The organism is Chamaesiphon polymorphus CCALA 037 (genome assembly GCF_003003845.1).
In the GTDB taxonomy this organism is placed as follows: Bacteria; Cyanobacteriota; Cyanobacteriia; order Cyanobacteriales; family Chamaesiphonaceae; genus Chamaesiphon; species Chamaesiphon polymorphus.
In genome coordinates this window covers 1-17,691 of the sequence record NZ_PVWO01000065.1, presented here as the reverse complement: position 1 = coordinate 17,691, position 17,691 = coordinate 1, and the positions used below count along the sequence as shown (strand labels likewise).

Below are 17,691 nucleotides of genomic sequence, written 5' to 3'. Positions count from 1 at the left end.
GATTAAAGCAAGTGCCACAGTCGTAGATACCTGTATCACAGACTTAGAATTGATGCAACGATGGCTCAATCCCCTACTCAAGTGCGAACCGATGGGCGTATGGGGAACTAGTGTGGGTAGTAAAAGTAGATTTACGATTCAGATTCCAGTCATCAAACCAACACTAAAAAATACTGTTATTGCCAGAGAACCTGGATTGATTATTTGGGGCTTTGATGGCTTTTTTAAAGGTAAAGATCGGTGGGAATGCCAACCGAACGATCGCGGTACGCGATTAATTAATAGTTTTGAATTTAATATTCCCAATCAGGCGATCGCTTGGGGATTCGATCGATTTGCGGCTAAATGGACAAAAATGGATATGGAAGCACAACTACGACGCCTAAAATTAGTAGCCGAAGAATTGCATCAAAGTTTTGATGATTAAAGATTGAATAAATTTTGTTTTTTTCAGAAGCTATGACGAGTGTTATTCTCTAATTCCACCAAGAGATTGCAAGAAATTAAGAGAAGATGCATCCATTTTGCCAAAATGGATGGCTCCGGCGACATTCCAAGTTTCTAAAGATTTGACCAGCCAGGGTACGCCCTTGCATGTAGAAGATTCATAGTGATTGAATAAAATCGATAATCTACTTTCTAATAAAGGTTTGACCTTCTGACAAATCAAGACGATCTTGAGTAATAATCCAGTTGTGAAGACAGTCCCTAAATTGCTAATCATATCCATGAACACAAAATGTTGTGGTCTGTTAGGACTTTCTACAACAAGATGGTTGAGAACGTGAGTGCAAGTTCTCAACAAACCAATTTCATCGAGAGGCTGATAATCGCGCTCGGGTGAAATATTATAAATAGCTTTGTACAAGCGATCGTTAAAACTCCGTCTGCCATAACTGCCATCGACACCAGAAACTATATAATCGTATAAGTCTCCCTTAAATGTTTTGATAATCGGCTGCATCTCAAGTTGAGATACAAATCCGCGCGATAAATCTCGATAGCTAGAATTTCCTTCAGCTTTTCCTGCAAATTGACCGAAGGCCATTCCCAATTCTTTAGTAGATAATAAAGTTGGATTGGTGACAGCAGGTAAATTATTAGCAGCATCTCGACCTAGTTGAGCCTTGATCCGCGAGCGTCTGACTTGATAAGTTAGATAATGGGAAAGATTGGTTTCTTGTTCTTGGCGCAAATTGCGTTGGACTCTTTTAATCGTCTCGACATTCTCAAACGTGCGTTCTTCTGAGACAAGAGTATGTTCGTACAAATAAGGGTAGCGCGAAATTAATGTCCCGAGTGGTTTCTCACCGATCGTATCCTTACCAGAACTCTCGCCATTGAGAACGGCATTTAACCGCCTAAGTTTGGGGTAGTCATCGCTTTGTAAATACACCTGCAGCAATTGACGCAACCGCCGCACGGTTCGCGAATAAGTCATCCGGACATCATGGAGATTGCCAAGCATATGGACGAGACTAGCAATGTTCGGATGCCCCGATGGTTGCATTTGCCAGTGATTGACGACAATATAACAACAACGGTTGATAATTAAGGGAAAATTCTGTTCGGCAGTTTTTTCAAATGCTAAAGTTTCGATCGCCGACCAAATTCGACTGTCGTTATAAGTAACACCCTCGATAAATAAACTCCGAAATCTTTCGAGTACGTTAGATGGTGACTCAGTTCTAACTACATGTATAAAATGTTCGTAAATAATTTGCTCCAGACCAGTACCAACTTTTTTGCCAACTGCAAACATATTAAATCTCCATAGTTATTTCTAATGAATAATTACCGCAAGTCACTTCTAGCGATCGAGTACTATGCCAACAACCGCGAGGTGCCTGCGAGGAGAGTATAAGCTGCAATAATAAACATGGGATTTTAATCGGGGTAAATAGGGGTGTAACTGTAAACTTAACCCTATCCTACTGACCGATCGACATAGTGACTGTGAGATCGATCGCTCCTAACTTACCCGCCTTCGTACCCCAATCTGTCATCGATCGGAAAAATTCCGCTAAATGTCGGTACCGATCGATGATAATTTAAGCTGATGAAGAACCAACAGTGCGTGTAATGGCTCAAGTGCAATCCAACACCGTCCAATTAAACACCGTCCAACTGGGCAATAACCGTCATCCCCTCGTCATGCTCCACGGTTGGGGGCAAAATCTCCAATCTTTGCAGCCGATGGGAGAATTACTCGCGACTCGATCGCAAGTACATATTATCGATCTACCTGGTTTTGGCAAATCCCCACCGCCGCCCGAAGATTGGGATACCGCGAACTATGCCGATCGCATTTACCAGTATTTACAGGAGCAAGGGATCGAATCCGCCGATATGCTGGGACACTCTTTTGGTGGAAGAGTCTCGATTCGGCTAGCACATAAATATCCTCATAAAGTTCGCTCCATTACCCTCATCAATGCAGGTGGATTGCAGCGTCAGCGCACGCTCCAGCAATCTATGCGCAGTCAGTGGGTGCGGAATATGCGCAATGCTTTCAAAATCTCACCCCTCTATCGCGATGCGTTGCTAACTTGGCACACTCAGAAGTATGGTTCTCGCGATTATCTCAATGCTGGGGCGATGCGCGGCACCCTCGTCAAAACCGTCAGTGAAGATCTCACCGAACTCGCTCGCCACATTTCTGTCCCCGTGCTGCTACTTTGGGGCGAAGCGGATACGGAAACTCCCGTAGAAATGGGACATCGCTATCACACTCTATTTGCTAATTCCGAATTAATTACGATTCCTCATCGCGATCACTTCATGTTTCAAGCCGAAGGCTCTCATCTGTGCTCGTATTATGTAGACAAATTTCTGGCTCAGTTATCTAGCAAAGAGTTGTCAAAATGATTACGCTCATTCTACTTGTTATCATTCCCATTGGCGCGCTGTTATTGATTGTCTTGCTCAACTCTAAATCTGATTAGGTAAGCGTAGTCGCAAATTGTAGAATTGTAGGGTGGGCACTGCCCACCATAAGAGTTTCAGACAGATAACCGTGGGGTGGGCGGGTTTGAATGAAATCTTTAGTACCAACGAAATTTTTAGCATAAACCCGCCCCTACCGATCCTTGTCGCTATCAAACTCCCCATGCTTACCCTTATCTGCCTCACCATTATTTCTGCTGCTACGATCCTCTTTTTCACCCGTCGGGGATTGAGATATCTGCGCTACTTTCAGCAAGAGGAATACAATGGCAAGCGATTTAAGGCTTGGTTCCTCGAAAAACGCACTTTTGATACTAAAGGCACTCTCATCGCCCTTGTAGCAGCCGCTCTGAGTCTATTTGCGACTGGGGGGGATATGGTTGTTTGCGTGGCAATTTGTGTGGGTGCCGCAGCTACTTTAGTATTCTTTGGTTTCAGCGAAGAAGATCCGCGCCAGGTGGGTAAGATTAAGCTGAAGATGACCGATCGAGCGACAGCAATCTACAATCTAGCTTTGGCCTTATACTCGATCGCAACGCTCCTTGTCATCACTGGTACCTATTTCTTAGGAGCTGGAGATCGTATTTACATCTACTGGTTTATCGCGATCGCGCTCATCCAATCTTCGCCGATCTGGATTGTCATTGCCAATTCCATTTTGTGGCCGAACGAATATAAAAAACAACAGGCATTTCTCCAAGAAGCTAAAGACATCCTTGCCGACTACCAGCCCTACACGATCGGGATTACTGGCAGTTATGGTAAAACCAGTACTAAAGCCATCTTAGGCAGCATTCTCGAAGCGATCGAGCCGACATTCTGGACGCCGGGAAGTATCAATACCGAAATGGGTATCACCCGCCAGATCCGCGAAAATCTCAAACCCCAACAGCAAATCGCCATCATCGAAATGGGCGCGTACCAGATCGGATCGATCGCTAAATTGTGCCGTTTTACCCCACCCCAAGCCGGATTGGTAACTGCTGTCGGCGTGATGCACCTCGAACGTTTCGGTGGTGCAGAGAATATTTATAAAGCCAAATGCGAACTCGCTCAAGCAATTCCCGCCGATGGCTTACTCGTCTGTAATGGCGATAATCCCGGCGCGCGGAAGATGGCTGCGGAATATCCCAAAGCAACTACTCTCCTCTATGGATTAGAGCCAGAAATCGGGCACCTCGACTGCTGGATGTCAGATATCAAAGCTGGTATGGATGGCACCACTTTTACAATCCACTGGCAAGGTAAAGAATATCCCGGTTTCACCAAATTACTAGGCGCGCCGATGCTCTCCAATCTCGTCGGCTCCTTTACGATGGCTTGCGCGTTGGGGAAAGATCCCGATTATGTCATCGCTGCCATCCATAATCTCGAACCTGCCAATAACCGCCTCAACCTCCGCAAAAATGGCGACGGGTTTATTCTCGATGATTCCTACAACTCTAACCCGATCGGGTTTGCCTCAGCTCTAGAAGTCCTCGAAGTCCTCGAAGGCGGACGCAAAATCTTGATGACGCCAGGAATGGTAGAACTCGGCGAGATTCAAGCTGCGGAGAACCGTCAGGTGGCTCTTAAGGCTGCCTCGATCTGCGATCTGGCGATTGTAGTTGGTGATACGAATAAAGACGCCCTCAAAGCCGGATTGCTCGAAGGTGGTTTGGCTCCTGACAAGCTCATGGAATTTGCCAATCGCGATCTTGCGCTGGCTTATCTAACTAGTCCCGAACACCGTCAGCCGAAGGATACGATTTTAATTGAGAACGATTTGCCCGATTTGTATGAGGCGATCTCCAGGTTTTAACTGCTAACGTTGCTGGATTTAGATCTAAAAAATCACCGATGGCATAGGCACGTCACTCCCACAGAGTTGACGCGCCTATGCCATTATTTTCCAATACTTTGCGGCTGCGCGATCGGTCAGGAAACAATGACTGTTTGACGATCGAGACAACAGAGCAAATTACTCCTCAGATCGATAAAGCCTAAATTCCGAACTATCTTTACCTAACTGGTATCGATCGAATGAGATGACCGATCGTCTAGTTCGATTGAAGGCGTTACAGAATTATCTATTTGCTCCCAGATCCCCACTCCGATCTCCCGCTTGCTTCCCCATCTCTTTCATCCCTCGATTTAGCAACGCCCGATTGAGATGTTATGTTAACGGTTTTCGAGCTAAAGGTGATTAAGGAATAAAACAATACCTCAAAAAAAAACTTTTGGCAAGTACGGATTTACGCCTTGTGCTTTTGTGGAATTGTAGTATTGTACGGGAAGTAATCAGCAATTATGCTGAAAGAAATTTGCTTCACTCTGTCTATTCTAAGTGAAATTGCTTAGAAATTGCATAATTGATACATATTGCTTAACACAAAATTCTTCCCCCGGTCTCAAAAATGAAATCCCTCAAATCGCTTTGCCACAATGCTGGCTTGACCCTCGTGGGTGCATTAACATTGGCTGCGGCATCGACTGTTAGCCAAACTGAAAAGGCTGCTGCGATCGATCTAAATTTCAGCACTTCATCTGGAACAATACCCTTCACCGACATTGACGGCAGTCCTGGATTCAGAGGTAGTGTAATCTCATATACTAGTGTTGCTCCAGGGGTTGATGCCCTGATTGGTGGTACCGCAGCAGTTCGGATGAGAAAAAAACTCAAAGCTAGCAACAAAGCATAGACCATAGCATTTTTAGCTAGTTAATCTCCTGTAAATATCTGATTTAGATAGACATCGTAATTAATTGCGGTGTCTTTTTGGTGTTGTTGGGGGTTGAAGATTCCAGTAAGATCTAGATCCGATCGTTTTATAGCCTGCAGATCGAGTCGATCGAAGTTTGCTGGTATGATGCGGAGATCTGACCCACCCCGCCCGATGGGCACCCCTCCGTTCGCGTAGCGTCTGCTTTGCAGAGGAGGGGATTTTTAAGACTAGTCCTGTGTCTAGTAGGTATACAAACGTTTAATAGAGAATTTTTTGGGCTGATTTACAGGGTTTTTACTCTCGCCATTCCCAAAGGGAATGGCTAATGAAAATCCCCTCCTCGGAGGGGTGCCCGCAGGGCGGGGTGGGTCAGATCTCCGCATCCCACCAACCAATCCCGATCGAATCTCCAACCCCACCAGCACATGCCCACAGATCGACAGTTACCAATTTATCTCGATCGACATGCGACCACGCCAGTAGATCCGCGTGTCTTGGCGGCAATGTTGCCGTATTTTACCGAACATTTTGGCAATCCGACTAGTACCACCCACGAGTATGGATGGGCGGCAGAAGCGGCGGTGACTGGAGCTAGGGAAACGCTTGCCAATGCCATCGGTGCCAGTGCCGAGGAAATTGTGTTTACCAGCGGTGCGACTGAAGCTAATAATCTCGCGCTCAAAGGTGTCGCCGAAGCTTATTTTGCCAAAGGGCAACATATTATTACGCTGCAAACCGAACATAACGCGGTTTTAGATCCTTGCAAATATCTAGAATCTTTAGGATTTACAGTTACTTATTTACCCGTCCAGCCCGATGGATTAGTCGATCTTGACGAACTAAAAAATGCGGTTCGTCCCGATACGATCTTGGTATCGATTATGGCAGCTAACAACGAGATCGGCGTACTACAACCATTAGCCGAGATTGGCAAATTATGTCGAGAAAATGGCGTTTTATTTCATACAGATGCCGCACAAGCGATCGGTCAAATTCCGTTAGATGTGGATTCATTCAACATCGATCTGATGTCGATGACCGCTCATAAAGTATATGGCCCTAAAGGTATCGGTGCGCTCTACGTCCGTCGCCGCAATCCGCGAGTCAAATTGTCGCCGCAACTACATGGTGGCGGACACGAACGGGGAATGAGATCGGGTACCCTATATACCCCCCAGATTGTCGGCTTTGCCAAGGCTGTCGAATTTGGTATCGCTGAGATGGACGTAGAAACAGCCAGGTTGACTGAACTAAGAGAGCGATTGCGATCGCAATTGAATCAAATTGACGGGATCTACCTTAACGGTCATCCTACCCTCAGATTGCCAGGAAATCTGAATATTAGTATCGCTGGCGTCGATGGCAATGCCCTCTTATTGGGTTTGCGTCCGACTGTAGCTCTCTCATCTGGAGCCGCCTGTAGCTCGGCCAAAATCGAACCTTCTCACGTCCTCAAAGCACTCGGACGGAGCGAATCTTTGGCGTATGCTGCTCTAAGGTTCGGAATTGGGCACAATAATACAGTAGAGCAAATCGATCGAGTCGCCGCTGCCACGATCGCCACGGTTCAAAGTCTGCGAAAGTTAGCTTTGAGATCGTGACAATTTACAGGTATAATCGAAAGTAACCAGGAGCGATCGCATCTATAGAAGAATAAGCTCAGCCAATCTTCTCAGCACTCCGGTAATCCAAACTGGACGCGATCGCCTACTTGACAAAATTTTCGTGGATTCTGGACATACCACCATCCTTGTAGCTAACTACTAAGTGCAATGGATCTAGTGAGAATTGGAGGATCGCTCCAGTTCGCTCTATTTTAGGAAGCTACAAATCCAACTCTCATCGGAGTTGAATTTTCACTCGCTGGGGCAATCGTCTGAAGATTGAAACCTAACTTCTATGAATCTTTGTTCGTAGACGATTTTTGGGTAGATTATCCGTTGGTTGTTGGCATAGCCGTATAGCCGAGAAGACCTGCCTTCGGCACAATAGACGCATAGCAAGAGCGTCGGGTAGCTAAGGTCTGAGATTAGAGAGAAAAATAAGTCGATCCGTCAGCGCAAAGTTTAGACAGTCAGTCCACATTTTGGTTAAAACTACCTAGCTTTGGCGTTGACGCAGCATCTCCTCTGGAGCATCGCTTGTCTATCTCCGGATCGAAGGTGGAAGTTGCGCTTAAGTTGCAACGGCTACTTTTGAGAACTTTAGTCTAAGATCCGCACTATTTGACCTGTCATGCTAACCCGATCGATAATCGGGAGCTACACATCTAGCACTCTAGTTATGGATGAGTGGATCGTATAACACTCAACAAAATCGGTACAGATGTCAACCATTGAGCTTCCCGATTAGATCCTCTAGCCGAAGACAAGTGTCTCCCCATCGCGAACCAACATGCCTCGGAGATAGACCCATTGCAGCACAAAGCAGTTAGCCATTCGGACACATTACGTTACATCATACCAGCACCGCTCGATCGTCTATCGATTCTAGGCAATCGAGCGGGCTGCTAATTTTCGAGGAAATTGAATGCCAAAGCAAATAATTATTGCGGAGCAACACCGCATTGGTGCCGTATTTGGAGAAGACCAAATTCAAGAATTGGTAGTAGCGACCGGACAACATCAGGTCAGTGACATCTATCTTGGCATCGTCGAAAATGTGTTGCCAGGGATTGACGCGGCGTTTATCAACATCGGCGATCCTGCACGGAATGGATTTATCCATGTTACCGATCTAGGGCCGCTCCGACTCAGACGTAGTTCGGGTTCGATTACCGAATTGCTCGCACCGCAGCAAAAAGTGCTGGTGCAGATCATGAAGGAACCAACTGGGAATAAAGGCCCCAGACTGACGGGAAATGTTAGCCTCCCCGGCCGTTATGTCGTTTTGATTCCCTTTGGCAAAGGGGTAAATCTCTCCCGCCGGATTCGTTCTGAAGGCGAACGCAATCGGCTCAGAGCCTTAGCCGTACTCGCCAAGCCAGCCGGAATGGGTTTACTCGTGCGGACTGAAGCTGAAGACACGACAGAAGAGGCCATTTTAGAAGATCTCGAACAACTCCAAAAACAGTGGGAAATCGTCCAACAGGATGCTAATTCTACCCGCGCGCCAGCACTACTCAATCGCGATGATGATTTTATTCAAAGAGTCCTGCGCGATATGTATTCCCAAGATGTCAATCGGATTGTCGTAGACTCCGAGCAGGGTCTCAAACGGGTCAAACAGACACTCTCAGGCTGGACAGACGGTCAGTTACCCCCAGGCGTTGTAGTCGATCGTCACCGCGAACGCCAACCAATTCTCGAATATTTCCGCGTGAATGCGGCAATTAGAGAATCCTTAAAACCCAGAGTAGATCTGCCGTCTGGCGGATATATTATCATCGAACCGACAGAAGCACTAACTGTCGTCGATGTCAACTCTGGCTCGTTTACTCGATCGAATACTTCGCGCGAAACGGTACTGTGGACGAACTGCGAAGCCGCCACCGAAATCGCCCGTCAGTTGCGACTGCGGAATATTGCTGGGGTAATCATCATCGATTTTATCGATATGGATTACCGCAAAGATCAACTGCAAGTCTTAGAGCATTTTAATAAACAGCTTCGAGTCGATAAAGCTAGACCTCAAATCGCCCAATTATCCGAACTAGGACTAGTAGAGCTAACTCGCAAACGTCAAGGTCAAAATATTTACGAATTATTTGGCGAAACTTGTGCCACTTGTGGCGGTTTGGGACATTTAGCTCACGTTCCTGGTGAAGCCGTTTATGGTGCAGATGGCGAAGCAGTGCCAATTTCGTTAGTTTCTACCACTCCCGTCCGCGAACATCGCACTCGCCACAATGTCGATCGCGATGGTGTTGCTGGTAGAGGATTGACTAGAGGCCCGCGTCGTAACGATCGCACGTTACCCGATCTGCGTCCATCGGTAGTCTCAGTTCCAGAACCATGGGAAAACTTCGAGTCAGAAGGGATTGAAGGTGAAGATGATTTCAATTTGGTCAACCATCCCAGCTATCAACAGCAGAATGGAGTTGGCAAAAAACGCCGTCGTCGCGTGGGTCGCACCGAACGCGAAGAAGTAGTGAGAAATGTGGTACCGCGTCCGACACCCAATGGTGATACCCCACGCACGCCAATTCCCAATTCTAATTCGCCAAGTCGCGGCATCGTGACGAATAATCGCGGTATTCCCACCTCGATCGAGAATAATAACCGCGCTACCCTCATTAGTAGTGATTTTTTGCCTCCTCCGCTCGAAGCATACGTCCCCGACGAGCCTACCGAATTGGAAGACTCAGCCGGATCGATAGATGACGCGGCGAAGGATCGGGAGCGACCCGGTAAACCACAACGAGTCAAGCCGACCCGACCGACGATCGAGCCGCCAGAGGTAGTCTCTGTCGAAATGTCGGATTTGGAGAAGGAAACCTACGCGTGGATGGGAGTTTCACCGCTGGTAAAGTTGGGGCGGGAGTTAAATAATCCTAAAACAGCGATCGTGCATGTCGTACCGATTGGAAGTTTACCCCCCGAACCGATCGTTTCTGAGCCGAGTCCTACCGTTGACGCGATCGAAACAGAAGATGTAGCTGCACCTGAATCATCGACCACTGAAAGCGTGGAACGGGAATTTACAATTCCGGTAGCTCCACCAGCGATCGCGATAGAACGACCTGAAGCTGATGAAGAAGTTGCTATGACTCCTCAATTTGCCAACAGTGAACCAGTTATGGAGCCTGAACCAATGGCAACACCACTAGAAAGTGAGACATTGACAGCAGTTGCGGATGTTCCAGAAGAGTTGCCTGAGAATCGACGGCGCAAACGCCGTTCTTCGGCGGTTGTCGATTGAAGTCACGCTTCAGATATTATTCCAGTCTAGGATTCACAGGAGCAAGTGGAGCCTGGATCTGGGATAGGCTGTCTTGACGCAGTTATATGGGCGAAAAAACCGCCCATATAACTGCGTTGCTGTATTGCTGTCCCCGTCGTGTGTAATACTGTCAGAGTATTTTGGTATTGCTGTGCATGACGATTTTCCCCCATGATGAATTTGCTAAGAGTTTTTTAGAAAACTTGCTTTCACCCTTTGGTAAGGTCGAACCAGCCTATAAAATTGCCGCTGAAGTTAGGGAAGTTGATGTCTATTTCATTCCATCCGATCGCAATCTCGGTCGCACCGATTTAGGTTTGCTAGCTTTATTTGTAACCGAGCTAGTTGTCTTCGAGCCATTTCGCAACTCGGTTTCGGTTCCCGATATTCGTGCTTGTATGTCTAAGCTCTACGATCTACATGCCAAGATCTGTCGAGAAGCCAACCGCAAGAAGCAACCCGAACCCAAGGATGATGACTTACCCACGCTCTGGATTCTGACACCCACTTTATCGGACAACATTTTAATGAGCTTGGGGGCTAATTTAGATGCCGAACGAGGTGAGGGTGTATATTTGCTACCATCAGCACAGAAGACGGGGATTATTGTCATTCACCGTTTACCCAAGACACCAGAAACGCTGTGGTTTAGAATATTAGGTAAGGATGGGGTACAAAGGCGCGCGATCGAGGAAGTAAACGAGTTACCCAAGGAACATCCATATCGTCAGAATACGCTAGAGTTACTGAGTAATTTGAAGGTTACTTTAGAGAATCAGGAAAATATTCAACCGGAGGATCGGGATTTAATTATGCAGTTATCACCTTTGTATTTGGAACAAATTCAAGCTGCCAAGCAGGAAGGAAAACAAGAAGGAGAGCAGCAAAAGCAACAAGAAATTGCTGTGAAAATGTTGCTGAAAAATATACCTGTTGAAACAATTTCTGAATTGACTGAATTAAGTATCGATCGATTACAACTCTTACGATCGCAATTAGAAAATAGCTAACCGATCGAGAGCACATAACAACATTTAACACGATCGAATCTAATATATCGATTGATTAGAGATCGATCCAAATTTTCTCGATCGAGAAGTAGCAAATTAGATGCGATCGATCCAAATAACCCTCGATCGATCTCTACAGTAGCGAGCGAGTATGCCAAGGTTGATAAAATAAGCCGAAGTTATTTCTCTGTTTAGGTTTAAGTGGTGGGCACTGCCCAACCCAGCGGCTCACTATCTTCTTCCTCATACGAATCTACGTCAAAAACATCATACATTTCTTCTATTAAATAAGTCCACAACCCATCATAGTCAAGTTTACCTGGACTAGAACCTACAACTGTGACATCAACATTTTTCAAATCTCTTTCTAATTTAAGCAGTATATTATGCCTTTCTGCTTCTGTTTTACTATAGCAATCGTCCATGATATCTTTATTACTGATAAAAAAGAGATCGTATATTTTCAAGCATTTAGCAAAACATTTAATGTTTGAGTTGATATACGTTGTTTTTTGCAGAAATCTTTCTCTGTCATTGTATATTGGGTTTGCAGCTAAATATATTCCACCATCTGATTCTTGAATAGATATAAACATTCCTTCAGAAAAACGTTTGCCAATTTTACATATAAATTCCAAGCTATTATTTTCATCTTCTTCATTTATATATTCTGTACAATCTTGCTTGCTATCAATACAAGCATACTTTTTCGCTTGTGATAGATCGAACGTTAACTCCAATGATTTAACCAATTTTGGCAAACCCGTATTGCACAAAAAGTTAATATCATCACTTGATATATTAATGACTACTTCTTTGGGTAAAAAAGTAATTTTATTTAGTTCTAAATTATAAAATTTATCTTCCATTAATTTAACCTCATCTGCCGCTGGGAGTGGTAAATATCTGTAGCAGTAATTTTAATAATTGGCATTTATCGATCGACTATCGATCGGTCGAGCTATTATAGCAAGATACTTATGCCGAATTTAGGTTGATTTAGCTGCTGATGATTAGTTATGAATTAACTCGTCCCGAAGAATTGATTGCTGGTGTCGATGAAGTCGGGCGGGGTGCTTTATTTGGAGTAGTGGTGACAGCGGCGGTAATTCTGCCTAAAGACGCGATCGAACGGTGTCAAAGTTGGGGTGTTAAAGATAGCAAGAAGCTGTCCCCACAACGTCGAGAGCTGTTGGTGCCACAAATTCAACAAATTGCGATCGCGTATCAGATTGGTATTGCTACGGTTGCCGAAATCGATGAGATTAATATTCTTCAGGCGACGTTAGTGGCAATGCGGCGGGCGATAACTGGTTTGGCGGTGACACCAGAATTATGCTTGGTAGATGGCAATCGCGCTATTCCCCAGCTCGATATCCCCCAACAAACTTTGGTTAAGGGTGAAGATCGATCGACTTCGATCGCGGCTGCAAGTATTTTAGCTAAAGTGTGGCGCGATCGAGTTACCAGCGAATTGGCAGCTATTTACCCAATGTACGATTTGGAAAATAATAAGGGTTATGGTACCCTCCAACATCGCAATGCGATCGAGAAATATGGCATTACTCCAGAACATCGCCAATCGTTCAGTCCTTGCAATCGTCACGTCTGCCCTTAATAAGGTTTGGTTAAGTGTGTTGGGTTTTCTCGTTCCGAGAGGCTTCGCCAACGCGCTGCTCTACCCAACCTACAGATCTCCCGACTCCATTTCTAGCCTAAATGCGGAGCTTGAGGCTGGGTTGATGGCTTAGTGCTGGTACCTTCAGTTCCGGTATTAGCCCATAAGATATAATCGGCAATTAATTGGTGCAGCAATCGCTGTTTGAAGGTGTTGAGAATCCCTTTGAGCAGACTATTTCCTGCCGACTCTACCATCGATCGAGGCATGAAGTTTAATGGTGGTGGGAGATCTACTTGGACTTGCAGATCTGCCAATCCCTCTAGATATGTTTGCCCTTGTGCTTCATAGGGGGATAATTTACCCATTAGTTGCAGACTAAAGCGTCGATCGATATAATCGATACCGCGAATTTCACATTTGGTAGAGGCGATCCGCACGGTGCCGTCTGCTTCCGTCCACACGCGCAAATATACTGTCGGCTGAAGCTCGATTCCAAAAAAGTTCAGGGTGCGCATGGATAGCCGAAACTCATCCTCGCTCAGTTGTTGGATACGACTGGGATCGACTAGCGCATTGACTAACCGATGGGGTTGGCGCAGATAATGCCCGATGGGGATCGGTTGCTTGGGTACGGCAATATCGACCGATCGATCTGCTGTGAATTTAACGATTTGCATATCTAAAGCAAGGAGTTAGAACCGATACTACTATGCAACATTATTGGGTGCCAAAGATCGATATTGAAAAAATTGTCTTAGAAGTAAATATTTAAAAGCTAAGTAGAAATTTAGTTCTAATCGATCGCTCTCCGATCGCGATAAGATACATTTATCTACAATTTTATCGCATTCTCGACTCTCTAGGGGATCGGCTTTACGGCCTAGATTTCTAGCTCGAATTAAACACTGGGTAGTTTATTAAATTAGTGCGGCAATTATGGTACTGATTAGCAACTGGTTATGACTCTAGAGATCGGCCATTTAGGGCCTACAGGTACTTATTCAGAAGCGGCGGCATTAGCTTACGCACGCGCCAAACTTGCGGGTGTAGAGTTGTGCTTGCAACCCTATCCAAATATCGCGCAAACGCTCAAAGCTGTCGCCGCCAAAGAAGTCGCATTGGCGATCGTCCCAGTCGAAAACTCGATCGAAGGTGGTGTGACGATGACTGCCGATACCATCTGGCAACTCGTCGCCAACCTTCAAATTCAACAGGCGATCGTCTTACCGATCCATCATGCCTTAGTTTCGGTAGCTAAGGACTTGAGCCAGATCGAGACGGTGTATTCGCATCCGCAAGCTCTGAGTCAATGTCAGCTCTGGTTGCAGCAGCATCTCCCTCACGCGGTGCGGATTGCGGATAATTCTACTACCGCAGCTCTAGCAACTTTGGCCGCAAATCCTCAATCTGCCGCAATTTCTTCGGTACGAGCGGCTAATTTGTATGAATTGCCAGTTTTGGTAAGATCGATTAATGATTACCCAGACAACCAAACTAAGTTCTGGGCGATTAGTTTGCAGCCGACGATCGCGGGTAACTGTACTTCGGTGGCTTTTAGTTTGCGATCGAATACTCCGGGCGGATTAGTCACCGCGTTGGGTTTCTTTGCCAATCGGGGGCTGAATTTGAGCCGAGTCGAATCTCGACCGAGCAAACGTTCTTTGGGCGATTATTTATTTTTTATCGATATCGAAACCGATCGCCACAACTGTCGGGAACTCAAATCTGCGCTAGCCGATCTCGATGCTTATGCTGAGACAGTCAAAAATTTTGGCAGTTATGATACTACTGTAATCGAAGTCATCTAATCTAATCGATCGCAATTCAAAGTAATATTTAATACCAAGTACGATAACCACTTTTAAGCTAAATCCACTCAAGATAGGAATTTAATTATGCTGGTTGCTATGACTTCAGACTTGCTGTTGCCACCTGGGTCTATCGCTCAGACAGCGTTACCAGATCTCACTCAACCCCAATATCTCAACCAACTTGCCGATCGATTGCCTCTGGCACTAGCAGTGTTCGCGCTCCTCGCGATCGGATTGGGTGCGGGGATGGCTTTGTTCAACTTTTCGCTCCGTAACTATCCCTCAAATGTCGCCATCGGCGATTGGGTAATGCAGTCGGCTCAATTAATGCGCGGCTTGCAGCAAATCTTCCTCGTCACGGCGATCGTGCTGTTGGGGTTTGGATTGTGTTCGACGCTATCCAACCGTCAGAGCAATTGGGAGCAAGCACGAGTAGCCCAAAAAACGCCAACGTTGGAGGCGGGGGAATTAATTCAACAATCTTCACCCCAGGTTAGCTATATTACTCAAGAGCCTTTCTCTTATACCACGCAGCTCGATGGCAAACTGGTAAAAGTGCAAGACAAAAGAGAAGTCACCCGTCAGTCATCAGTCAGCGGCTCCAATCTGCAAGTGACGATCTCGCCGCTAAAAATAACTCCCAGCAATAGCAATAATTTCGCGATCGACTTTAGAGGCGACTATCAGATTACCAATCCGATCGGTACTACCAATCGCTTTGTCTTTCAAATTGCGCCCCCGACTGGTTATTCGCTCCTGCAAAACTTTGAAGTCCAGCGCGATGGCAAAAAGTTAACTTCAACTACTCCTGGCGAATATCGCTTCCCGATCCAGATCGCGCCAGGTAGTATTAGCAAACTCCGCGTTAACTATCGCGCTCAAGGCTCTCCCCAGTGGGTGTATAGTGCCAAGGCTGGCTCTCTAGACAACTTTCGGATGACGATCTCCTCGACAGTCCCGCGACTCAATTTTGTCAGCGACGTCGCACCTACCAAAACCACAAGTAATGGCGATCGACAAACGTTTACTTGGGCATTCGATCGCGATGCTTCGGTGCAAAAACCTTTCGGGGTATCGATTGGGGCACCTGTCGCCGCCCAGACGGGAACGCTACCGCTATTATTACTGCTAGCTCCTGGTATTTTTGGCTGGTGGATGCTGCTGTTATGTCTGTCGATACCGATGCGACTCCAAGACATCGCGATCGCCGGATTGGCATTTTTCACGGGGATGTTTGCCCTCACCTATTTCAGTCGGATCGGTGATTTTGTATCCGTCTGGAGCGGCGTTTCGATCGTGTTGCTGCTGCTAGTTTGGGGCTTGGGACGAGGTAATTTGCGGATTGCTGTGGCGGCGATAATTTCGACACTCGTGGGTGCAATTCTCCCGATCTATAGCTTTTCGATCGCCGAAGCTACCTCTGACAGCGGTACGCGTGGGATGGTACTCAGTGCCATAGCCTTGCTATCGGTATTCTGGTTGGTGGCTCGTAATTGGTACGATTGGTATCGCTTAGAACCTCGCGAGCGTCCGCTCCCAGATCGATCGAATCCCGAACCTGAAGCTATTTTTACCCGTCACGATTTGCTCGAAGAGTCAGCCAAATACAACCAGCTCAATCCCGGCGCACCAACTCCAGAAGAGATCGAGCGGCGGCGACTGAGAGATGATGGCGTCACAGGTAGCGAGCGCGGCTAATTGACCGAACTTTATCTATCTGTGCGTCCGCACAAAACACCCTGCGAGTTATCGATCGGCAGGGTGTTTTTTTGGCGATATTTTTCTACAGAAATGTTAGTTCTGCGAATATTTTGTGGAACTCTAGTCGTAGAGATCGAGAAATAATCGATCGAGATATCTTCGCCGCTAACGCTCCCTGTGTATTTATTTGACAGTCAGAGCGAACCGAGATATCTCTCTTTTCATAGCTTGCTTAGGATTGGTAAATTTTATTACTTATCAATACTTAGAAGTTCGGTTTTATCGATCGCGATCGTCAGTCGCAACCACACGATCGGTTGTGAATAATTTAGTTACGTACCCCGATTTCTCACCACCAATAAAAATATGCATCTTCTCTCAACCAAAAATTTTGGCGCAGCTAGTTTCACAAAATCTCTCATCGCCTTAATTGGTGGGACTTTAGGATTTTCCCTCATCGCCAGCGCACCCGCTCGATCGGCCATATTGACATATAATGGCACCACCAACTCTGGTGGCACGACATTTGAGGCATTTGTATTTGGAGCAGAGGCTTCTCCGTTTGATGTATTTCATTTTCGGGTAGACACCACCGGGCGTTACGATTTTAGCAGTAGCTCCACACCCTGGCAAAATGTAATATCTCTATATGAAGATTCTTTCAATCCTAGTAATAGTTTCAGTAATCTCTTAAATTCGTCTACTCAATCGCCTATTTCGGGCGTATCAACTTCAACCTTTTTCGTACCTTCGCTCTTTGCTGGCACTGATTACTTTTTGGTAACTAGTGGTTATAAAAGTACCGATTTTGGATCTTTTACCAATACGATCTCTGGGGTAGGTAATATTTCTCCTTCTACTACCACAGCAGTTCCCGAACCCTTTTCGATCGTGGGTACACTAATTGGTGGTACGGCAGCTCTGAGAATGAGAAAGAAACTAGTGCAGTGTCAAAATTCAATATTAGGGTAAAGAGAAGTAAGTTTACAGCGAGCATCATCAATCTTCATTTGCCA

Annotated in this window: 14 protein-coding genes; 11 read left to right on the top strand and 3 right to left on the bottom strand. The window is 46.0% G+C overall.

Features of this window, described 5'->3' with window-relative positions; all coding sequences use genetic code 11:
• Position 1 precedes the first annotated feature (1 nt).
• On the top strand, positions 2-427 hold the full coding sequence (locus C7B77_RS07475) for an SRPBCC family protein (RefSeq protein ID WP_245894104.1): 426 nt from the start codon (positions 2-4) through the stop codon (positions 425-427).
• Positions 428-469: 42 nt separating this feature from the next.
• Here C7B77_RS07475 and C7B77_RS07470 read toward each other — a convergent pair whose 3' ends face one another.
• Entirely contained in the window at positions 470-1,762 is a 1,293-nt protein-coding gene (locus C7B77_RS07470) for a hypothetical protein (protein WP_219892025.1), read from the bottom strand.
• A 320-nt stretch (positions 1,763-2,082) separates the two neighbouring features.
• Here C7B77_RS07470 and C7B77_RS07465 point away from each other — a divergent pair, with 320 nt between their 5' ends.
• From C7B77_RS07465 to C7B77_RS07435, 6 genes are all read left to right on the top strand, one after another.
• Positions 2,083-2,868 carry an alpha/beta fold hydrolase gene (locus C7B77_RS07465; protein ID WP_146138225.1) on the top strand — a complete coding sequence of 262 codons (786 nt, stop codon included), beginning with the start codon at positions 2,083-2,085 and terminating at the stop codon, positions 2,866-2,868.
• Between the two features lie 241 nt (positions 2,869-3,109).
• Positions 3,110-4,747, top strand: coding sequence for a Mur ligase family protein (locus C7B77_RS07460; RefSeq protein ID WP_106302253.1), 1,638 nt, complete (start codon positions 3,110-3,112; stop codon positions 4,745-4,747).
• A 595-nt stretch (positions 4,748-5,342) separates the two neighbouring features.
• Positions 5,343-5,627, top strand: a complete 285-nt coding sequence (locus tag C7B77_RS07455; RefSeq protein WP_106302250.1) for a hypothetical protein — start codon at positions 5,343-5,345, stop codon at positions 5,625-5,627.
• A gap of 449 nt (positions 5,628-6,076) precedes the next feature.
• On the top strand, positions 6,077-7,252 hold the full coding sequence (locus C7B77_RS07445) for a cysteine desulfurase family protein (protein ID WP_106302244.1): 1,176 nt from the start codon (positions 6,077-6,079) through the stop codon (positions 7,250-7,252).
• Positions 7,253-8,180: 928 nt separating this feature from the next.
• Positions 8,181-10,511: a ribonuclease E gene (gene rne, locus C7B77_RS07440; protein ID WP_106302241.1), complete on the top strand. Its 2,331-nt coding sequence runs from the start codon at positions 8,181-8,183 to the stop codon at positions 10,509-10,511.
• Positions 10,512-10,687: 176 nt separating this feature from the next.
• Positions 10,688-11,542 (top strand): hypothetical protein, encoded by an 855-nt coding sequence (locus C7B77_RS07435; protein WP_106302238.1) that lies wholly within the window; start codon positions 10,688-10,690, stop codon positions 11,540-11,542.
• Between the two features lie 197 nt (positions 11,543-11,739).
• On the opposite strand, the gene C7B77_RS07430 is transcribed toward C7B77_RS07435, so the two are convergent.
• Positions 11,740-12,411, bottom strand: coding sequence for a hypothetical protein (locus C7B77_RS07430; RefSeq protein ID WP_106302235.1), 672 nt, complete (start codon positions 12,409-12,411; stop codon positions 11,740-11,742).
• 140 nt (positions 12,412-12,551) lie between these two features.
• Here C7B77_RS07430 and C7B77_RS07425 point away from each other — a divergent pair, with 140 nt between their 5' ends.
• Positions 12,552-13,160, top strand: a complete 609-nt coding sequence (locus C7B77_RS07425; RefSeq protein ID WP_106302232.1) for a ribonuclease HII — start codon at positions 12,552-12,554, stop codon at positions 13,158-13,160.
• 92 nt (positions 13,161-13,252) lie between these two features.
• Here the strand turns inward: C7B77_RS07425 and C7B77_RS07420 are convergent, their stop codons facing one another.
• Entirely contained in the window at positions 13,253-13,840 is a 588-nt protein-coding gene (locus C7B77_RS07420; RefSeq protein WP_106302230.1) for a DUF1997 domain-containing protein, read from the bottom strand.
• Positions 13,841-14,122: 282 nt separating this feature from the next.
• On the opposite strand from C7B77_RS07420, the gene pheA reads away from it, so the two are divergent.
• The 3 genes from pheA (at position 14,123) to C7B77_RS07405 (ending at position 17,647) form a co-directional block, all read left to right on the top strand.
• Positions 14,123-14,971: a prephenate dehydratase gene (pheA, locus tag C7B77_RS07415; protein WP_106302228.1), complete on the top strand. Its 849-nt coding sequence runs from the start codon at positions 14,123-14,125 to the stop codon at positions 14,969-14,971.
• An 87-nt stretch (positions 14,972-15,058) separates the two neighbouring features.
• The gene (locus tag C7B77_RS07410) at positions 15,059-16,672 is read left to right on the top strand and encodes a hypothetical protein (protein ID WP_106302226.1); all 1,614 of its coding nucleotides are present in this window, start codon (positions 15,059-15,061) and stop codon (positions 16,670-16,672) included.
• A gap of 369 nt (positions 16,673-17,041) precedes the next feature.
• Positions 17,042-17,647 (top strand): PEP-CTERM sorting domain-containing protein, encoded by a 606-nt coding sequence (locus C7B77_RS07405; protein WP_106302223.1) that lies wholly within the window; start codon positions 17,042-17,044, stop codon positions 17,645-17,647.
• Positions 17,648-17,691 lie beyond the last annotated feature (44 nt).